The following is a 20156-nucleotide window of genomic DNA, read 5'->3' as shown; positions in this document are numbered from 1 at the left end:
TGTCCTCTTTGCTGCGTATCGGCAAGTCGGTGGGCCCGGGCGCTCAGCGGAATCGCTGGGCGCCATAGGGAGTCGGGTCGGTAAAGGGGCGGGCGCCAGTCATCATCTCCGCCAGCAGGCGGCCACTGACCGGGCCCAGGGTCAAGCCGTGGTGGGCGTGACCGAAGTTGAACCAGAGGCCCGGGTGATCCGGCGCCGGGCCTATCACCGGGCGCATATCCGGCAGGCAGGGACGGCGCCCCAGCCAGGGCTCAGCGTCCCGGCGCTGGCCCAAAGGGAACAGCTCGCGGGCCAGGCGCTCGGCGCGGCGCAGCTGGATCTCGTTGGCCGGATCGTCTGGGTGGGCAAACTCAATGCCGGTGGTCAGGCGAATGCCCCGCGCCATGGGCGCCAACACGTAGCCGCCTTGGGCATCACAGACGGAATGGCCCAGCTCAGCGCCTTCGGCCGGCGCGTAGTGCATGTGGTAGCCGCGTTTGATCGCCAGCGGGATTCGATAGCCCAGGGCTCGGAACAGATCACCCGATTGCGGCCCCATCGCCACCACGGTCTGTCGTGCCAGCAGCTCACGGTCGCCGGCACGCACCTGCCAGCCGCCGGCCTGCTGGCGCAAGGAAGTGGCATCGCCCTTGAGGATGCGCCCCCCCCGACGCACGAAGAGCTCGGCGTAACCACGCACCAACGCGCCGGGGTCGAGCACCGTCTTCGGGTCGTGCCAGTGGATGCCGCCGGCGGCGACGGATCCAAGATGTGGTTCGAGTTGGCGCAGAGTGGTCCCATCCAGCACATCGAAGCGCAGGCCGAAACGGTCGAGGGCGCGAGCGTCGTTGGCCGCCTGGCCCAGGGCTTCGGGGCTGCGGTAAACGTCCATCCAGCCCCGGGCGCGGATCAGATGGCCGAGCCCAGCCTCGGCCACCAGTTGGTCATGCTCCGCCACGCAGCGCTCTACCAGCGGCAACATGGCCCGGGACGCCTCTTCCAGCCGGTGCGCGGATGAGTGGTGCCAATAGGACGCGAGCCAAGGAGCGATCTTCGGCAAGTACGCCGGGCTGTAGCGCACATCAGGCTGGCGGTTTAGGCCATAGCGCAGCAGCGCCGTGAAGCTGCGTGGGAAGGCATAAGGCACCACACTGGCGCGCTCGATCAGGCCGGCATTGCCGTGGCTGGTGCCCGAGCCCGGCTCGGCGCGGTCGATCAAGCAGACGTCACGACCACGCGCCTGCAGGTGCAGGGCGGTGGAGACGCCGACGATGCCGGCGCCCAGGACAAGGATGTCGCAGTCCATGGAAGGGTCCTTCGGTTGGCACCCTGACGGTGCTTCGTTTTCGTGATGACTAGTGCAGGTGGCGGCCCAGGCGCCCCTCGGCCCGTAGCAGACCGCGCCGAATCAGTTCGACCAGCACCAGATAGAGGACCGCGGCCCAGAAGTAGAGCTGAAAGTCGAAGGTGCGGGAGAAGCCCGCCTTGGCCACGCCCATTAAGTCGTGGATGGTCACCAGGGAGGCAATAGCGCTGGCCTTGATCATCAGGATCAGCTCGTTGCCCAGCGGCGGGATGGCCACCAGCATCGATTGCGGCAGCACCACCTTTAAGAAGGTGGTGGCACGGGATAGCCCGAGCGCCGAGCAAGCCTCGTACTGACCGGGGGCGATGGCGAGCAGACTGCCGCGGAAGATCTCGGCCTGGTAGGCGGCGGAGTTCAAAGTGAAGGCCAGCAGTGCGCAGTACCAGGCGTCTCGAAAGAACCACCAGAGCCCCACGTCCTGCCAGAACTCGCGGAACGAGCCGACACCGTAGTAAAGCAGGAACAACTGGGCCAGCAGCGGCGTTCCCCGGAGCAGGTAGATGTAGCCGCCGCTCACGCCACGCAGAAGGCGACTGCCGGAGTTGCGCGCTAGGGCCAGCAACAGCCCCAACAGCAGGCCCAGGCTGAACGAAATTGCCACGAGTTGGGCGGTCACCAGAAGGCCGTTGAGGAGACCCGGGCCGTAGCGCTCGAGCAGTTCAGGATCGACGAAGAAATGCAGGAATTCGCTCATGCGCGTTGACTCCTGTGGCCAAGGCTAAAGCGCTTCTCGGCGTAGCTGAAGACGCGACCGGAAAGGGCGGAGAAGAACAAGTAGATCAGGCAGGCACAGCCGTAGAACAGCATCGGTTCCTTGGTGGCGCCCACCGCTAGCGTGGTCTGGCGCATCACGTCCACCAGAGAGATGGTCGACACCAGAGACGTGTCTTTGAGCAAGCTCAGCCAATTATTCGAAAGCCCAGGCAGGGCAATGCGGGTCAGCTGCGGCAGGATCACTTTGAAAAAGGTAGTCACACGCGAAAGCCCCAGCACCTTGGCTGCCTCGTACTGACCCTTTCCCACCACCTTGAAGGCACCTAGCCAGACCTGGCTGGAAAAGGCGGCAAACACCAGGCTAAAGGCGACCATGGCGGCGAGGAAGGCATTGAAGGTGACTTCAGTGTGATGACCGAAATGGGCCAGCAGTTTCTGCAGGCCAATCTGGCAGCCGTAATAGACGATCAACAGTGTCAGTAGCTCCGGCAGTCCACGGAACACCGTGGCGAATGCCGAAGACAGAGCGCGCCGCCAGCGGCTGGGCGAACGCGCACCGAGGGCGACGATCAGCCCCAGTGAAAGCCCCAGCGGAACGCAAGCCAGCGCCAAGGAAAGAGTGACCAGGGCACCGGCCAGCAGGGCCATGCCCCAGCCGCCTTCACCCAGGGAAAGGAGAGCCAACTGCTCGAACATAATTCAGGCCTCGTATCGAGGTCGCGAGGCGCCCGGCCGAAGCCGGGCACGCGGCGTTTGATCAGTAGATGTCGAAGGGGAAGTAGCGGCTGGCGATCTGCTTGTAGGTGCCGTCCTTGACCATCTCCGCCAGGGCTTTGTTCAGACGCTCGCGCAGGAGGTTGTCATCCTGGCGCACAGCGATGGCCACGTCGTCGTCGGAGCCCTGGAGGTCGCCCAGTAGGGAGCAGCAGTCCTTGCCGTCATTAGCCAGCCAGTGGATCAGAGGGAACTTGTCGTTGACTACGGCGTCCAGGCGGCCGGTATTCAGGTCAGCCTGTGCCTCATCCTGGTTAGGGTAGAGCTTCACCTCAGCACCGGCGGCACCTAACACATCCTCGGCATACATACCCTGGGTGGTGGACGACTGGGCGCCGACCACCAGGCCCTTGAAGCTCTCGGGGCGGGTGTCCTTCAGCTCAGAACCCTTGGCCACCGCAACGGCTAGACGGGTCCGGTAGTAGTGGTCGGTGAAGGCTACCTTCTTCTGACGCTCCTCGGTAATTGCCATGGAAGCAACTACGGCATCGTATTTCTTGGCCAGCAGCGCGGGAATGATGCCGTCCCAATCTTGGATTACCAGTTGGCATTCGACCTTCAACTTCGCACACAGAGCGTTGGAGATGTCCACGTCGAAGCCGTGCAACTGGTTGTTCGAGTCCACATAGTTGAAGGGTGGGTAGGTCCCATCCATGGCGATGCGCAGGGTCTCAGCCTGGGCGTTCGAGACGAAGCCGCAGAATGCAAGGGAAACCAGTGCCAAACGGGTGAGTCGTTTCATCTGTGTTGCCTCTTTTTGTTGGGGTTGTTCTCGCGGGACGACGCGTCTCATAGCCAAAGCTGAATGCAGAGGTAATCGCCTGGCTGTTTTCTGCTGATTGAGGTCAAAAAAAAGGTTCGTCACGGACCTTCGGGGGGCCGTGACGAACCCCAAAGAGCCGGCATGAGGGTGACCCGTGCCGGCAAACGCTCGGTTCCCGACATGAACCAAGCACTCCACTTTTCAGATGGGGCAGCCCTTGCCCCAATGGATACGCCCAGCAATCACGAACGATTGCGCAGAGCATTTCCGTTGTCTCAGAGCTGGATGGCCTTGTGTTCCACGAACTCGGCCAGACCTTCTTCACCCCACTCGCGACCGTTACCGGACTGCTTGTAGCCGCCGAAAGGAGCCCGGTAATTGAAGGCACCGCCGTTCACGAAGCATTGGCCTGCACGCATCTGTCGAGCGAGATGCAGCCCCTGCTCCCGGTCGCCAGCCCAGACGGCACTGGACAAGCCGAACGGCGAGTCGTTTGCAATGCGCAACGCTTCGGCCTCATCGGCATAGGGGATCATGCAGAGCACCGGTCCGAAGATTTCCTCGCGGGCTATGCGCATCTGGTTGTTCACGTCGGCGAAAAGGGTTGGCTGCACGTAGTGGCCACGATCGAGGCCGAATGGTCGTTCAGCACCACCGCAGATCATGCGTGCGCCCTCTTCCTGGCCCACCCGAATGTAGTCCAGGACAGTACGGCGCTGGCCAGCTGAGCACATTGGGCCGAGGAAACTCTCTGCATTAAGCGGGTCGCCCAGCTTCAGTGCTTCAGCCTCAGCGCGCGCGATTTCCAGCGCTTCGGCATAGCGGCTGGCTGGCAGCAGCATGCGGGTCAACGCAGTACAGGTCTGCCCGGAGTTGATCATCACGTCCCGCACACCGAAGCGCACGGCAGCGTCCAGATCAGCATCCGCAGTGATCAGGAAAGGCGACTTGCCCCCCAGCTCCAAGCACACACGCTTCACCGTCTGCGCTGCAGCTTCCGACACCTTGATGCCAGCGCCGGTTGAGCCGGTGAAGGACACCATGTCCACCTCAGGATGCCGCGCCAGGGCTTCGCCGACTTTCGAGCCTGGTCCACTGACCAAGTTGAAAACCCCTGCCGGCAGGCCGATGGCGTGAATCATGTCGGCCAGTAAGAAAGCATGCAGCGGAGTGTCCTGACTCGGCTTGACCACCACTGTACAGCCGGCGGCCAAAGCCGGGGCGAGCTTACCGATCAGTTGATGCAGGGGGTAATTCCAGGGGTTGATGAAGGCGCAGACACCAACCGGCTCCTTCACCACCAACGAGTTGCCCACCTCACGCACCTTGTCCATGTGCGCGGCTTGGTCAATGTAACTCTCCAACCCCTGGATGGGCCCGTCCACTTGGACCATACGGCACCACTGAACTGGCATGCCCAGCTCTGCGGTGATCAGTGCAGCCATCTCATCGGCGTGTGCCTTGAGTTTATTGGCCAGGGCTCGGATGTAGCCGGCACGCACACTGGAAGGCGTCCGCGACCAGGCTGGGAAAGCTCGCCGAGCGGCATCTACCGCGCGGTTCACGTCGGCTTCACCGCCCAGCGGCACGCGGCCAATGACCTCCTCGGTGTCTGGATTCTGCACCTCGGCCAGACCCGGCCCCTGCGGTACCACCCAGGCGCCGTCAATGTATAGCTGCAGACGATCATGCATAGCGTTTCTCCTTCAACAGATCCGCGGCGCACAGGGCGATGCGCCGGCAGGCCTCGCGCAGTGGCTCTTCGCCAAGTACAAGACCCAGTCGGATATGCCCGGCGGCGCTAGGGCCGAAGGCCTCGCCGGCCAGTACGGACACACCGTGGTGATCCAGCAAAAGGTTGGAGAATTCTTGCGCCGAGAGACCAGTGGCACGGATGTCGACCATGACGAACATCCCCCCATCCGGTCGGACAGTTCGAATGCCAGCACTATCCTTCAGACAATCGATGACCAGGTCACGGCGTTGACGATAGGCATCACGCATTGCCTCTACTTCCGGCAGGTTTGCCTCCAGCGCCGTGCAGGCTGCGTCTTGTACGAAATCTGGCGAACCATAGAGCATGCACAGAGCAAGATTCTCCAGGTGCTCGCAAAGCTCCAACGGCCCAACGACCCAACCAACCCGCCAACCAGTCATGGCATGAGACTTCGAAAGGCTATTGATGGTCGCTGTGCGCTCGGCCATGCCCGGCAGGCTGGCAGGGCTTATGTGCTCGCCATCGTAAAGCAGCTCGCTATAGACCTCGTCGGAGATCACCCATAGGTCATGACGGATGCATAGTTCGGCTATCGCCTCCCAAGTCGCTCGAGGCAAGCTCGCACCGGACGGGTTATGCGGACTGTTCAGCGCTATTGCGCGGGTGCGCGGCGTGATCAGTGCTGCAACGTCCTCTGCCTGCACCCGAAAACCATTCTCTGAACGCACCGAAACTGGGATCACCTTGGCGCCACAAGCACCAAACACCGCTTCGTACGTGACGTACATCGGCTCAGCGACGATTACCTCGTCCCCGGGGTTAAGTACGCACTGCGTTACGCAGTAGAGAGCGCACTGCGCCCCAGCCAGGACTACGACGTTGTTCGCCTCGACTGCATGGCCACTACGAGACGTGTGACGGCGCGCAATCGCTTCGCGAAACTTTCGCTGCCCACGAACTTCAGGGTAATGAGTGTTACCCGCCAGCAGGCTGTCGATGGCTGCCTGTACGATAGGGGCAGGAGTATCGAAGTCCGGATCACCTTGGGACAGGAGAAGGATGTCATCCCCTTTTTCGATACGCTCTTGAGCACGATAGTGAATAGTCCACGCGGCGGCTCCATCGCCGGCGATGCGTTGGGTTAGATTTGAATAGCGCATTGGGTATCTCCTAGGAACTTTATGGCAGGCCGGGCGACGCTACGGAAAGGCATGGTTGAAAGCCCTTTATGGATGACCTGACGACCTTCTCGTTTGCCCGCCCCCCAAGCACTCGACGGGGGCGGGAAAATACCGCTTCAGCAAGCGCAGGCGTGCCTCAGTTCGATCAATGTCACACCGGGATGGGCAAAGCCGTCGCGCAGGTAGCTTTCCAGCTCATCAAGGTTCCGAGGCTGGCGCAGAACACAACCGTATGCCTGGGCGAGTAGAGCGAAATCCGGGTTGCGAGGCAGCACGCCGATCGGCTCGATATCCCGACCGATCATGTCGTCTCGAATCTGCCCCAGCGCATCGTTGTTCCACAGCAACACCACTAACGGGCTGTTCAGCTCCTCGGTTGCAGTGGCAAGGTCCTGGGCGGTGTAGAGAAACCCACCATCGCCGACCAGAACCAAACCTGGACGGTCGGGGGCGCCAAACTTCGCACCAATGCCGGCTGGCACGCCATAGCCCAGGGTGCCGTAACCATTGGGGTGCAGCCAGCGACGGGGGGCCTTGCTTGGGTACAGATAATTAGCGGTGTAGGCCAACTGGGTCATGTCACTGGCAATGAACGCCTCGTCCGGCACGGTGGCGACGATCCGCTGAATGATTCCCTTATGGATCCGCTGCAACGGCGCAAGCTCAACTTCAAGTTGCTGCCACAGTTGTGCAACACGATTGGTCGCGCTGCTAGCATCGCGCACGATCGGAGGCAAAGCGGCGAGCAATGCTTCAGCAGTTGCCTTCGCGTCCCCCAGAAGAGCCACTGCGCTTGGGTAAAAGTCATTGAATTTACGAGAGTCGATATCGACGCGGATTACCTCGCCGGTAAGCGGCAGGCGATCACGACACCAGTCGGTGTCAGCCATCTCGGTGCCGATTGCCAGCACGACGTCAGCTTCAGCGACCATGTCCCAACCCGCCTGGATGCACAACGTTGCACCGGCAGCGAGTGGCGATTCTGAGGCGCCGATGCCTTTCCCCGCGACAGTCGTAAAAAGCGGCGCAGCAAGGCGCTCGCTGAGCGCGGTCAACGCCTCGGACGCGTGCACAGCACCACCACCGGCGATGATCATCGGCCTGCGTGCAGCATTAAGTTTTTCGGCAGCCTCCCGCAGAGCGGCGCTGCTGGGCTGACCACGCTCGGCACGACGTGCCACCTCACAGGTCCAGTCACGAGCGATCGGCATTGCGAGCACGTCCAGTGGCACCGAGATATGCACGGGACGAGGACGTTCGCTTTCAAACACTGCGTAAGCTCGAGCAATGAGCTCGGGAAGATCTTCTGGAGTCAGCGCAACTGCGGAAAAGGCAGTGATCGGTGCGGTCATGGCTCGCTGGTCTTGCGTCTCATGCAAGCATCCTCAGCCCTTTCCGAGGCTGGCGGTGTGGTTGACGCTTGAAATGACCAACATTGGGATCGAGTCAGCGTAGGCTTGACCGATAGCAGTGGCTGCGTTGGTTACACCCGGACCGGTAATAACGAAGCACACCCCAGGTTTCCCGCTAACACGCGCATAACCGTCTGCCATAAAGGCAGCTCCCTGCTCGTGACGGGTCAAGACATGTCGAACGCCACTACCAGGTAGTCCGCGATAGAGCTCCAGCGTGTGCACGCCGGGAATGCCGAAAACAGTGTCGACACCGTAATTGGCCAACAGGCGAACCAAGGCCTGACCACCAGTGAGGGGCTTATCGATTTGCATAAAAAGACATCTCCGCGGCTGTTGTTACAGCTCTCCGATGAGCCATGAGAGCGCCCCCGCCACCAATGCTGCTATACAGCCAAGCGGGGACGAATGAGGTTTAATCGAATATGTTCAAGCCTTGGCTGCTGCAGCCTGGCTGAATCGGTCAGAAGCTCGTTGCATTGAGAGTCGGCTCAATGGCATGCGCTTGCCGCCGTTGAGCGGGTAACCGCTCACGCTTCAGCAGCGACCAGCTCTTGCGAGTGTTTTCGTCGGAGCAGGTAGTAGGCCAAGTAGCAGGCTGCAATGAAGCCGCAGCCCCAGTACAACGAGGTGCGCTGCACCGGGTCGATAGCAAGGAAGATCAAGAGCACGCTGCAGAGGCCGATGCACGCTATCGGAATTACTGGGAACAGCGGCGAAGCAAACTTCAGATCGCTGACACTTCCACCCTTGGCCATATGCTCTCGACGAAAGCGGTATTGCGCCAGCGCGATGACGATCCAAGTCACTGTGCCGGCCATGCCACTCACCGCCATAAGCACCATGAACAATGTGTCAGCAGCTACCACGCTGGTCAGCAGTGAGAGCAGCGCGAAGGCCAAACTGATCAGAAGCGCGTAAATCGGCACTCCGCGAGAGGTGAGCTTCGACAGTCCGCGCGGGGCCATGCCAGAATTGGACATGGACCAAAGGATACGGGTGGAAGCGTACAGGCCGGAGTTACCCACCGAGAGAATCGCGGTGAGAATCACAAAGTTCATGATGTCAGCGGCGTAGGGAATTCCTACCAGATCAAATACCTGGACGAAGGGGCTTTCCACAAGCCCTGCCTGCTGCCAAGGGATAATGGCCGCCAATACCAGAACAGCCAGAACGTAGAAGATCAATACGCGGAAAACCACATTACGCACCGCGCGCGGAATGCTTTTCTCTGGGTTGTCGGTCTCTCCAGCAGCAACACCCATGATCTCGCAACCCTGGAAGGCGTATACGACGGTCATCATCACCGCGAACACAGCGGACAGCCCATTGGGAAAAAGCTGGTCGCCGATGAGGTTTGTCATCATCGGAGCTGGCTCGCCGCTCTTGAGCGGCAAGCCGCCGAAAATCACCAGAACACCAATCACAATGAAGGCGAGAATGGCTGCGACCTTTACACCAGCAAACCAGTACTCGGCCTCACCGAAGGCGCGAGTGGCCAAGGCATTGAGAGAGAACAACACAACAACGAAGAAGCCCGACCAGGCCCAGATAGGCACATCAGGAAACCAACGAGTCATGAGCATACCGGCCGCAGTGAACTCCAAGCCGACAGTGCTAACCCAACTCATCCAGTAAACCCAACCGATCATGAAACCAGTTGCCGGCCCGATAAAGCGCGTTGCATGAGCCTGAAATGACCCGGATACGGGCATTTCCACCGACAACTCACCAAGACAAGCCATCACCAGGTACATCAATAGGCCAGCTACCAGATAAGCCAAAACGGCCCCAGCTGGACCACCCTGGTTGATAGTGACTCCGGCCCCCATAAACAGCCCGGTACCGATCACGCCCCCCTAAAGACAGCATGAAGATGTGGCGACTCTTCAGTGCACGCGCAAGCTGGGGTCGAGCAACCGCTTCAGACATGACGCGCCCCCGAAGAACGGCAGACGCACAGAACCAAAGTTCTACGCTGGCTCATTATTGTTATCTCCAATCAGGTAGAAGACCGCTGCACGAGAGGGCAAGGGGCCTTGTTTAAGGCTTTGGCGATTCGAAGCTAGGTGACGAGCTCGCCTCGATTACGCAGAATCATTGCCAGGTGCGGAATGAAGCCGTGAACCAGGCGCGACACCTCGCCCGGGAATCAAGCAGAGAACTGGTCAATCCGGCGACCGCATGAGATCAGGCAGCCCAACGCGACTCGGTCATGGTGGACCGGCCATTCTTTAGCGAAAATGTAAGCTGTGTCGCGCATGGCAGATCCTCCATCTCAAGCTTGCGGTAAGGCCGCTGCACGACTTGGATAATGCTGCCACTTCTCGTGGCGCGCCATGTACAGCGACGATGGACTGCTAGCAGAGCTGTCATGTCGCCAAGCCTGTACAGTTCTGACATTCAGCCGACGGACGTTTTTATGTTGTTAATGCTTGATCCCGCCTCGGTCACGCCTCTGGTTTCTCAGATAGTGGAGGGGATAGCGCTGGCCATCCATGAGCAGCGCTTACGTCCGGGGGCCAAGCTGCCTTCTATCCGCAAGTTCGCCGAGAGCCACGGCGTTAGCCACTTCACCGTTGCCGAGGCCTACGATCGCCTCGTGGCCCGCGGCTGCCTGAACACCGTGCCCAATGCCGGCTATTACGTGCGCGGCCAGGTCGCTGAGGATGCGCGCGACGCGGAGGATGCTCCGGAGTTTGACTTCGATGCCCACCTGCTGTTGCACAAGGCGTTCCAACCGCTTGGAATGGAACTGCGCCCCGGCATTGGCCTTCTGCCCGAGCACTGGATAGACAGTGAGGGTCTGTTGCGCGGCCTGCGGAGCCTGGCGCGCGAGAATCCTATTCAGTACGGCAACTACGGCCAGAGCAAAGGCAACCAGCGCCTTCGTGGCAAGCTTGCCGACCGCCTGGCTGACGCAGGAGTTGCCGCCGGTCCCGAACAACTACTGCTGACCAGCGGTGCCAGCCAGGCGCTTGATCTGGCAGTTCGGTACCTGGTGCAACGCGGCGATCCGGTATTGGTGGATGAGCCCGGATACCAGCACCTCTTCCTCAACCTGCGCCTGCAGGGTGCCCGGCTGCTGGGTGTTCCTCGCACCGTCGATGGCCTGGACCTGGAGCGTTTGGAGCAACTGGCAAGCGAGCACCGGCCGAAGGTCTATTTCACTCAGGCACGACTGCATAGCCCTACCGGGACCAGCCTGTCCCTTGCTGCAAGCCATCGCTTGCTGCAATTGGCGGAGAAATACGATTTCCTGATTGTCGAGAATGACATCTACGCTGACCTCGATCCCTCCGGTCAATTGGTGCTGGCTAACCTCGATCAGTTGGCACGGGTGATCTACATCAGCAGCCTGTCCAAGGTAATTGCCCCTGCGCTGCGGGTTGGCTTCATAGCAGCGCACCCGGAGCTGATTGAGGAATTGGTGCCGCTGAAGATCGTTAGCGGCCTGACCAGTTCGGAGCTCACCGAGACTCTGGCTCTGGACATTCTGCTCCAGGGCCGCCAACGCAAACACGTGCGCCAGCTGCGCGAACAGCTCAGCGAGGCTCACGAAAGCGTGGCGCGGCGCCTTGAGGCGGCCGGTCTGGAGCTTTTCCACGAACCGCACGCCGGCATGTTCCTCTGGGCCCGCCACAGGGCAGTGGCTGACGCGACGCAACTCGCCCGGCAAGCCAAGGAAGCGAAGATCCTTCTGTTCCCTGGCCAGCTGTTTATGCCTGATGGCCGCAATGTACCTTGGATGCGCTTCAATGTTGGCCACTCATTGGACGCGCGACTCTACGAATTCCTGGCTCGACAGAACTGACGCCAACAATGGATAGCCGCGCAGACCAAAGGGCCTCGCGCTGCAGGTCACTGCTCCGGATCGCACCGGCGGATGCGCATGAGCAAAGACGCCCTCTCGTTCTCCGGCAGAGCAGCGAGACATGCTCTGGCGTGTTGCTCACGCCCCTGCCGCTGAACACCAGCAGCCCTACCTTTACGAGCTACAAGGTCTCGTGAAGAGCGCATGACTCTTCGGGCGATTTAGCCAGAAGCGCAACAGGGTTCAGGATACTTGCGACAGAGCGTCGCCTGTGGCGGAGTTGTTAACTGGACGCCGCATCACTATGACAGCGCTTGCCAGGGCCGACAGCCCGACAATGCCTGTAAATATCGCAAGGAAGGGGATTCCCAGCCTCGTGAGCAATAGACCGCCTATCCAGCCTCCGGCCCCGATGCCGATGTAGATGATCGAACTGTTGATCGCTAGAAAAATACTCGACTGCTTGCCGGCGTAACTCAACAAGCGATGCTGAATCGGAACCAGGTACATGTAGCTGACAATGCCCCATAGGAGGCCGATTCCGATGACCAAAGGCCCATTGTCCCGGAGAGTAACCAGCGCAATCAGCAGACCGGTCTGTGTCAGGATTGCACCAAGAAGAACGTTGGCCGGGCCGATCCTGTCCGTCAGGTAGCCGGTGGCGATATTACCAACCACGGCGCCGACACCATAGGCGAACAGCACGCTCGGTAAGACCGGAATGATTCCAAATTTTGTATCAGACAACAGAACGCTGAGATAAGAATAAACGACGAATTCTGCTGCCACGATCATGAAGGTAACGGAAAGTAATCCGTATATCACCTTCGGAACATCCATCTGTAGGGCCTGCTTTTTGATCTGGGGGCTAGCGTGGGAGATTCCGGACAAGATGATTGTGAGGAGCATCAGGGCGATCAAACCGAACAGCGTGACAAAGTAAAACGCATAGCGCCAGCCGAAAGCCTCGGCAATCCAGGACGTCACTGGCACACCAACGGCTTGTGAGACCGTCATGCCACCGAATATTAGCGATAGTGCAAAGCCTTTTCGTTCAGGAGGCAGAAGTACTGTTGTAAGTGTGGTTGCAGCCGGCGTGAACATCGCAGCTCCGAAGGCGGAAACTACGCGACCAAGAATAACCATTTCAAAGTTAAGGCCGATTGCGCACAGAAGGTTCCCGATCGTAAAGATACACGTTGAGAGCAGCAGGACATTTCTGCGTTTCCAACCACGGAATAGCCATGCGTTTAACGGAGCAAATACGGCATAACAAAAGGCGTAAGTGGAAATTATCCACCCAGCTGCGTCAATAGAAATCGCTAGGCTGCGAGAGATTTCGGCCAACGAACCTATAACTACGAAAGTGTCAAGGCCGATTGCAAAGGCGCCAATCGTTAAAGCGAGCAATAAGACTGGTAGACTATTGACTGTATTAGTCACAGCGGGCCTCGACATGCAGTTCGACAGAATAAAAAATTTAATTTTGCTCTCTTACCAAATAATTACAAAGGACTCTAGTTTTTTCGATTTAATACTATGAAGCGGTTTTTAGCTCACCCATGACAATTAGGTGCAGCACTGTATTACTTCGTCTCTCCACTGGGTTTCGGCACTCTCGGAGTTGGCCTGCCAGTCAGTTCATGGGCATTCGATTTCTGTTCGCCCTGAATTACTTCAGGATGCTTCCGGCGAGTTTGATGCAGTGGGCGTTGTGAAATAAGGCCCCAGGGCCTTCCCTATTTAATTACCAAATCAATGTCCGTATCGCTTTGAGATTTATGCCCCGCAAGATGGATAAGTTATCTCGGCCTCCAAAATTTCAAGAATCCAGTAAAAAAGCCCCGCTAATGCGGGGCAAAAGATGGTGACAGAGAGCAGGATTCCAGAGCCTATCAAGTCTGGACAGCTCAAAAGCAAGAGACTCTCGTCACCACCTGCACTGTAACGAACTCCTTACTTGCCACCTTGACTGAACCAGCGTTCGGTGTCCTCAAACGCTTTGCCAAAGATATCTGCTATCTCTTGGATTTCCTGTTTCGTCGAAATCAAAGGTGGGCAGAAAGCGATCGAATCACCGATAGGCCGCGTAATCATGCCATGCGCCTGAGCACGAGCGGCCAAGAAGCGACCCAGTCGACCTACGGTTTCGAATGGAGCTTTAGTTTTACGATCTGTGACAAGTTCCACGGCAGCAATCAAGCCACACCCGCGCACTTCACCTACCATCGGATGATCCGCGAAGCCCGCCAACTTAGCTCGTAGCAGCTCGCCCATTTCAGCAGCATGCCCAACGAGATTTTGCTCTTGGATAATCTTAATATTCTCCAATGCAACAGCGCTTGCGACCGGATGGCCACTAGCCGTGAATCCGTGTCCCAGAGTACCAAGAGCACGACTCTGATCGGCGATACCTTCAAATACCTTCTCGTTAATCAAGATTGCAGCGATCGGTTGATACGAAGAAGACATCTGTTTGGAGATAACCATAACATCAGGCTGGATCCCGAATGTCTCGCAGCCAAACATTTTTCCTGTACGACCGAAGCCACAGATAACCTCGTCCGCAACGATCAAAATGTCATATTTTCTGCAAACAGCCTGCATCTTCTCCCAATAGGTACGCGGCGGCACAATGACACCACCCGCCCCCATAAGCGGCTCGCCGTAGAAGGCAGCGATAGTTTCCGGTCCTTCTCGGAGAATGACGCTCTCCAGTTCAGCAGCCATACGATCTGCAAACTGCTCTTCAGTTTCACCTGGTTGGCCATTACGATAAAAATGCGGGCAACTAACATGATGAAAACCAGGCAGCGGCACATCAAAGCCACGCTGATTAACCGGAAGCCCTGTCAGACTGGCGCTAACAGCGGTGATGCCGTGATATGCATTCAGTCGGCTGATGAATTTTTTCTTCTCAGGCTTACCAAGAGCATTGTTTCGATACCAGATCATTTTCACGACGGTATCATTCGCTTCAGAGCCAGAGTTTGTGAAGAACACTTTACTCATTGGCACAGGAGCGATCTCTATCAGCTTCTCCGCAAGCTCGATACTTGGACCATGTCCCTTATGGGTAAAGATATGATAGAAGGGCAACTTACGCATTTGCTGCTCGGCAGCCTTAACCAAGCGCTCATTGCTGAAACCTAGCGCAACACTCCACAGGCCAGACATAGCCTCGATGTAGCGTTTACCCTCGACATCAAAGACATAAACACCTTCACCGCGATCAATGATCAGCGGACCCACGTCCTGGTGCAGGCGTGCATCGGTGTAAGGATGGAGATGATGTTGTACGTCCTTTTTAGCAAGCAAAATATTTGATTGGCTCATTATCAACTACTCTATTCACGGGACTTTGACGAACCAAAGCCCACAAGTGGCAACTCAAAATAAATTATTTAATCTGTTCGCGGCAGCTTTTTAGGAATACCGAGGTTACCCCGGAAGCCGGGACAACCTAGTTCCTTCGGCTATGGTGAAGCGTAAAATCAAATTCCGCCAAGGCAGAGATATTTGATCTCTAGATAATCTTCAATCCCATACTTGGATCCCTCACGCCCAATACCAGATGCCTTAATACCGCCAAAGGGTGCTGTTTCAGATGAAATTATCCCGGTATTAACCCCGACAATTCCGTACTCCAAGGCTTCACCAACGCGGAAAACTCGACCCAGATCGCGCGAGTAAAAATACGCAGCCAAGCCATATTCGGTGTCATTCGCTTGAGCGATTAAATCGGCCTCATTAGTGAAGCGGAACAACGGCGCGAGCGGCCCAAAGGTTTCCTCTTTGGCAACCTTTGCATTGGCGGGGACATTTACAAGGATCGTAGGCTCGAAGAAATTCCCGCCAATCCTGTTGCCACCAGCGACGACACATGCTCCCAGAGCGACTGCATCCACAATGTGCTCTTCCACTTTGGCAATGGCTTTCTCATCAATAAGAGGGCCAGTTGTTATACCTTCATCGAGGCCATTGCCAATCTTCAGCTTTGCCACAGCGAGTTTGAGTTTGTCAGTGAATGCGTCATAAACACCATCATGGATGTACAAACGATTGGCGCATACACATGTCTGGCCAGCATTGCGATATTTCGACGCTAGAGCCCCCTCCACCGCCGCATCCAGATCCGCATCCTCAAAAACGATGAAGGGCGCGTTTCCGCCAAGCTCCAGGGACACCTTTTTGATGTCTTTCGCGCACTCAGCCATAAGCTGCCGACCGATCTCGGTGGAGCCAGTGAAAGACAACTTGCGCACGATGGGATTACTGGTCAGCTCACCGCCAACCTCACCAGCGCTGCCAGTCACCACACTCAGTACACCGCGCGGAATTCCGGCCTGTTCAGCCAAAGCAGCCATCGCCAGTGCAGAGAAAGGCGTCTGGGATGCGGGTTTGATGACCATAGTGCAACCGGCCGCTAATGCTGGCCCTGCCTTTCGGGTAATCATCGCAGCCGGGAAGTTCCACGGCGTAATAGCTGCGGTAACACCTATTGGCTGCTTAAGGACAAGCAGACGCTTATCGGACTGATGCGCAGGAATGGTGTCACCGTAAATGCGCTTACCTTCCTCAGCAAACCACTCAATGAATGAGGCCGCGTATGCAATCTCGCTTCGGGACTCAACAAGAGGCTTCCCCTGCTCCATCGTCATCAGACGCGCAAGATCCTCAAGGTTTGTCATCAGCAACTCAAACCAGCGGCGCAATTTTGCTGCCCGCTCCTTGGCCGTCAAGGCTCGCCAAGCAGGTAATGCGCGATCCGCGGCCTCAATTGCCAAACGAGTTTCTGCAGCCCCCAGCCTGGGAACAGTACCGATGAATTCGCCAGTGGCAGGGTTATTGACCTTGATGGTTAGACCATTGCTCGAATCAACCCAGGCGCCATCAATATAGGCCTGCTGACGAAACAAGATCGGATTGCTGAGCATTATGTTCTCTCCATGCTGCTTGATTCAGGGGGCTTCATAAAAATGGCCATCCGAGTTTCACGCTTATGCCGGTAGGCAAGATCAGAGCCGTGCGGCCGCCCTGCAAAAAGGTGATTAAGCGGCTGAAAACGAGAAGGTCGGACTAGTACCCCGCCGAGTCACCTCTTATCGGCAACTCAGCAGGGCATTACATGACGTTGGTATTACCTGGCAGCCCAAGCGTTGAAGCGCTCTTCCAAGTCCTCGCCGTGGTCAACCCAGAAGGCGAAGTCCAGCGGCACCGCCTGCTCCAAGTTCTCCGGGGAAGTATTCAGACGTTCCTGTAGAGCTGGATCGAGTAGCGCAGTGGTTTTCAGGTTGGTTGAGCCGTAGCCCATTTTCGTGGTGAAGATCTTCTGCTGCTCAGGACGCAACGATAAGGCTATGAAATCCTCGGCCGCTTGCTTGTCCGGACTACCTTTGGGGATTGCCCAATAGTCGATGGCGTAGATGCTGCCGTTCCACACCATCTTCATTGGCGCACCTTCCCCCTGCGCAGCAAACACCCGGCCGTTGTAGGCTGCACTCATTACCACGTCGCCGCTGGCCAGGAACTGCAAGGGTTGTGCGCCAGATTCCCACCACTGGACCGACGACTTGATTTGGTCCAGCTTGCGGAAGGCACGATCTATGCCTGCGGGAGTGGACAGCACCTTGTACAAGTCTTCCTTTGGCACGCCATCAGCCAACAAGGCGATCTCTAGGTTGTACTTGGCACCCTTGCGCAGCGCACGCTTGCCAGGGAATTTCTGCGTGTCCCAGAAATCTGCCCAACCGGTCGGTGCGGTGGGTAGGCGCTTGGCGTCGTAGGCCATGACCATCGACCAGACCAACAGGCCAGCACCGCAGTCGGAAAAGGTTCCTTGAATAAAGTCGCTGGAGTTGCCCAGCCGCTTCTGATCCAGTTGCTCGAACAACCCCTCGTCGCAGCCACGGAGCACCTCTGATCCCTCGACTTGGACCACATCCCAGGAGACGTTGCCGACATCGACCATGGCCTTGATCATGCCCATCTCACCGTTGTATTCGCCGGCGATCACCTTGTTGCCGGAGGCCTTTTCAAAAGGCTTGTAGTACGCCTCGGTCTGCGTTTCCTTGGCGGTGCCGCCAAACGAAATCACCGTCACGTCAGCGGCCAAGGCGTAAGAAGTCAGGCCCATCATCAGGGTCGCAATTAGCGTTTTTTTCATGTCCACCTCTAGATATTGTTGTCGGCAGATTGCAATCACCCCAACCCATTTGGGTCAGGACATAGAAAACGGCTCAGCCGAGGTTGCTGACGTTGCCGCTGGTGTTCATCCTTGACGCTGACTTTCCGGGCCAGCGATGTAGTCCCTCAGATCCTCCTTCCCGCACTGCCACGAGCAGATGCACCACCTCCTGCCGGAGGCATAACTGGCCGTGACTGGGCGTGGATTTGAGCCGGGCGCTTACGCTCGAGAAGGGGGGCCTTGTTTAAGGCTTTGGCGATTCGAAGCTAGGTGACGGGCTCGCCTCGATTACGCAGAATCATTGCCAGGTGCGGAATGAAGCCGCGAACCAGGCGCGACACCTCGCCCGGGAACCAAGCAGAGAACTGGTCAATCCGGCGACAGCGTGAGATCGCGCAGCCCAACGCGACCAGGTTATGGTGGACCGGCCATTCTTTAGCGAAAATGTAAGCTGTGTCGCGCATGGCAGATCCTCCATCTCAAGCTTGCGGTAAGGCCGCTGCACGACTTGGATAATGCTGCCACCTCTCGTGGCGCGCCATGTACAGCGACGATGGACTGCTAGCAGAGCTGTCATGTCGCCAAGCCTGTACAGTTCTGACATTCAGCCGACGGACGTTTTTATGTTGTTAATGCTTGATCCCACCTCGGTCACTCCTCTGGTGTCTCAGATCGTGGAGGGGATAGCGCTGGCCATCCAGGAGCAGCGCTTACGTCCGGGGGCCAAGCTGCCTTCCATCCGCAAGTTCGCCGAGAGCCACGGCGTTAGCCACTTCACCGTTGCCGAGGCCTACGATCGCCTCGTGGCCCGCGGCTGCCTGAACACCGTGCCCAATGCCGGCTATTACGTGCGCGGCCAGGTCGCTGAGGATGCGCGCGACGCGGAGGATGCTCCGGAGTTTGACTTCGATGCCCACCTGCTGTTGCACAAGGCGTTCCAGCCGCTTGGAATGGAACTGCGCCCCGGCATTGGCCTTCTGCCCGAGCACTGGATAGACAGTGAGGGTCTGTTGCGCGGCCTGCGGAGCCTGGCGCGCGAGAATCCTATTCAGTACGGCAACTACGGCCAGAGCAAAGGCAACCAGCGCCTTCGTGGCAAGCTTGCCGACCGCCTGGCTGACGCAGGAGTTGCCGCCGGTCCCGAACAACTACTGCTGACCAGCGGTGCCAGCCAGGCGCTTGATCTGGCAGTTCGGTACCTGGTGCAACGCGGCGATCCGGTATTGGTGGATGAGCCCGGATACCAGCACCTCTTCCTCAACCTGCGCCTGCAGGGTGCCCGGCTGCTGGGTGTTCCTCGCACCGTCGATGGCCTGGACCTGGAGCGTTTGGAGCAACTGGCAAGCGAGCACCGGCCGAAGGTCTATTTCACTCAGGCACGACTGCATAGCCCTACCGGGACCAGCCTGTCCCTTGCTGCAAGCCATCGCTTGCTGCAATTGGCGGAGAAATACGATTTCCTGATTGTCGAGAATGACATCTACGCTGACCTCGATCCCTCCGGTCAATTGGTGCTGGCTAACCTCGATCAGTTGGCACGGGTGATCTACATCAGCAGCCTGTCCAAGGTAATTGCCCCTGCGCTGCGGGTTGGCTTCATAGCAGCGCACCCGGAGCTGATTGAGGAATTGGTGCCGCTGAAGATCGTTAGCGGCCTGACCAGTTCGGAGCTCACCGAGACTCTGGCTCTGGACATTCTGCTCCAGGGCCGCCAACGCAAACACGTGCGCCAGCTGCGCGAACAGCTCAGCGAGGCTCACGAAAGCGTGGCGCGGCGCCTTGAGGCGGCCGGTCTGGAGCTTTTCCACGAACCGCACGCCGGCATGTTCCTCTGGGCCCGCCACAGGGCAGTGGCTGACGCGACGCAACTCGCCCGGCAAGCCAAGGAAGCGAAGATCCTTCTGTTCCCTGGCCAGCTGTTTATGCCTGATGGCCGCAATGTACCTTGGATGCGCTTCAATGTTGGCCACTCATTGGACGCGCGACTCTACGAATTCCTGGCTCGACAGAACTGACGCCAACAATGGATAGCCGCGCAGACCAAAGGGCCTCGCGCTGCAGGTCACTGCTCCGGATCGCACCGGCGGATGCGCATGAGCAAAGACGCCCTCTCGTTCTCCGGCAGAGCAGCGAGACGTGCTCTCCCAACCGGGCTCTGAGCTATTCGCGGATCGCTACCAATTTGCCGAAGCGTGATGACGCTCCCTTGTCTTTGCACCACATCCAAACAGACCATCTGAAAGTAGTCC

13 protein-coding genes and 2 pseudogenes are annotated in these 20156 nt (G+C 58.2%); 2 read left to right on the top strand and 13 right to left on the bottom strand.

Annotated features, from left to right (window positions below; genetic code table 11):
- Positions 1-43: 43 nt before the first annotated feature.
- The 8 genes and pseudogenes from PJW05_RS03240 to PJW05_RS03205 form a co-directional block, all read right to left on the bottom strand.
- On the bottom strand, positions 44-1285 hold the full coding sequence (locus PJW05_RS03240) for an FAD-dependent oxidoreductase (protein WP_108240829.1): 1242 nt from the start codon (positions 1283-1285) through the stop codon (positions 44-46).
- 49 nt (positions 1286-1334) lie between these two features.
- A complete protein-coding gene (locus PJW05_RS03235; protein WP_108240828.1) occupies positions 1335-2039 on the bottom strand; it encodes an ABC transporter permease in 705 nt (234 codons plus the stop codon).
- A complete protein-coding gene (locus tag PJW05_RS03230) occupies positions 2036-2755 on the bottom strand; it encodes an ABC transporter permease (protein WP_108240827.1) in 720 nt (239 codons plus the stop codon). Before PJW05_RS03230 ends, PJW05_RS03235 begins: the two co-directional genes overlap by 4 nt.
- A 61-nt stretch (positions 2756-2816) precedes the next feature.
- Entirely contained in the window at positions 2817-3575 is a 759-nt protein-coding gene (locus tag PJW05_RS03225; RefSeq protein WP_108240826.1) for a transporter substrate-binding domain-containing protein, read from the bottom strand.
- A gap of 296 nt (positions 3576-3871) precedes the next feature.
- Entirely contained in the window at positions 3872-5290 is a 1419-nt protein-coding gene (locus PJW05_RS03220) for an aldehyde dehydrogenase family protein (protein WP_108240825.1), read from the bottom strand.
- Complete coding sequence (locus PJW05_RS03215; protein WP_108240824.1) at positions 5283-6473, bottom strand: pyridoxal phosphate-dependent aminotransferase; 1191 nt, start codon at positions 6471-6473, stop codon at positions 5283-5285. The genes PJW05_RS03220 and PJW05_RS03215 overlap by 8 nt, the downstream gene beginning before the upstream one ends.
- A 137-nt stretch (positions 6474-6610) precedes the next feature.
- A pseudogene (locus PJW05_RS03210) lies at positions 6611-8221 on the bottom strand (5-guanidino-2-oxopentanoate decarboxylase).
- A gap of 215 nt (positions 8222-8436) precedes the next feature.
- Positions 8437-9838, bottom strand: a pseudogene (locus PJW05_RS03205) (amino acid permease).
- Between the two features lie 493 nt (positions 9839-10331).
- Here PJW05_RS03205 and PJW05_RS03200 point away from each other — a divergent pair.
- Positions 10332-11720 carry an aminotransferase-like domain-containing protein gene (locus tag PJW05_RS03200; protein WP_108240935.1) on the top strand — a complete coding sequence of 463 codons (1389 nt, stop codon included), beginning with the start codon at positions 10332-10334 and terminating at the stop codon, positions 11718-11720.
- Between the two features lie 243 nt (positions 11721-11963).
- Here the strand turns inward: PJW05_RS03200 and PJW05_RS03195 are convergent, their stop codons facing one another.
- The 5 genes from PJW05_RS03195 to PJW05_RS03175 form a co-directional block, all read right to left on the bottom strand.
- Positions 11964-13178, bottom strand: a complete 1215-nt coding sequence (locus tag PJW05_RS03195) for an MFS transporter (RefSeq protein WP_108240823.1) — start codon at positions 13176-13178, stop codon at positions 11964-11966.
- Between the two features lie 498 nt (positions 13179-13676).
- Positions 13677-15056 (bottom strand): aspartate aminotransferase family protein, encoded by a 1380-nt coding sequence (locus PJW05_RS03190; protein ID WP_023663383.1) that lies wholly within the window; start codon positions 15054-15056, stop codon positions 13677-13679.
- 158 nt (positions 15057-15214) lie between these two features.
- Entirely contained in the window at positions 15215-16657 is a 1443-nt protein-coding gene (gabD, locus tag PJW05_RS03185; RefSeq protein WP_023663382.1) for an NADP-dependent succinate-semialdehyde dehydrogenase, read from the bottom strand.
- Positions 16658-16860: 203 nt separating this feature from the next.
- Positions 16861-17886 carry an ABC transporter substrate-binding protein gene (locus tag PJW05_RS03180; RefSeq protein ID WP_023663381.1) on the bottom strand — a complete coding sequence of 342 codons (1026 nt, stop codon included), beginning with the start codon at positions 17884-17886 and terminating at the stop codon, positions 16861-16863.
- Positions 17887-18173: 287 nt separating this feature from the next.
- A complete protein-coding gene (locus PJW05_RS03175; protein ID WP_023663380.1) occupies positions 18174-18371 on the bottom strand; it encodes a hypothetical protein in 198 nt (65 codons plus the stop codon).
- Between the two features lie 162 nt (positions 18372-18533).
- Here PJW05_RS03175 and PJW05_RS03170 point away from each other — a divergent pair, with 162 nt between their 5' ends.
- Positions 18534-19922 (top strand): aminotransferase-like domain-containing protein, encoded by a 1389-nt coding sequence (locus PJW05_RS03170; RefSeq protein WP_108240934.1) that lies wholly within the window; start codon positions 18534-18536, stop codon positions 19920-19922.
- The last annotated feature ends 234 nt before the right edge of the window (positions 19923-20156 follow it).

The organism is Pseudomonas sp. Q1-7 (genome assembly GCF_028010285.1).
In the GTDB taxonomy this organism is placed as follows: Bacteria; Pseudomonadota; Gammaproteobacteria; order Pseudomonadales; family Pseudomonadaceae; genus Metapseudomonas.
Note: the sequence above shows the minus strand (reverse complement) of the source record. Positions and strands in the feature narration are given on the sequence as shown.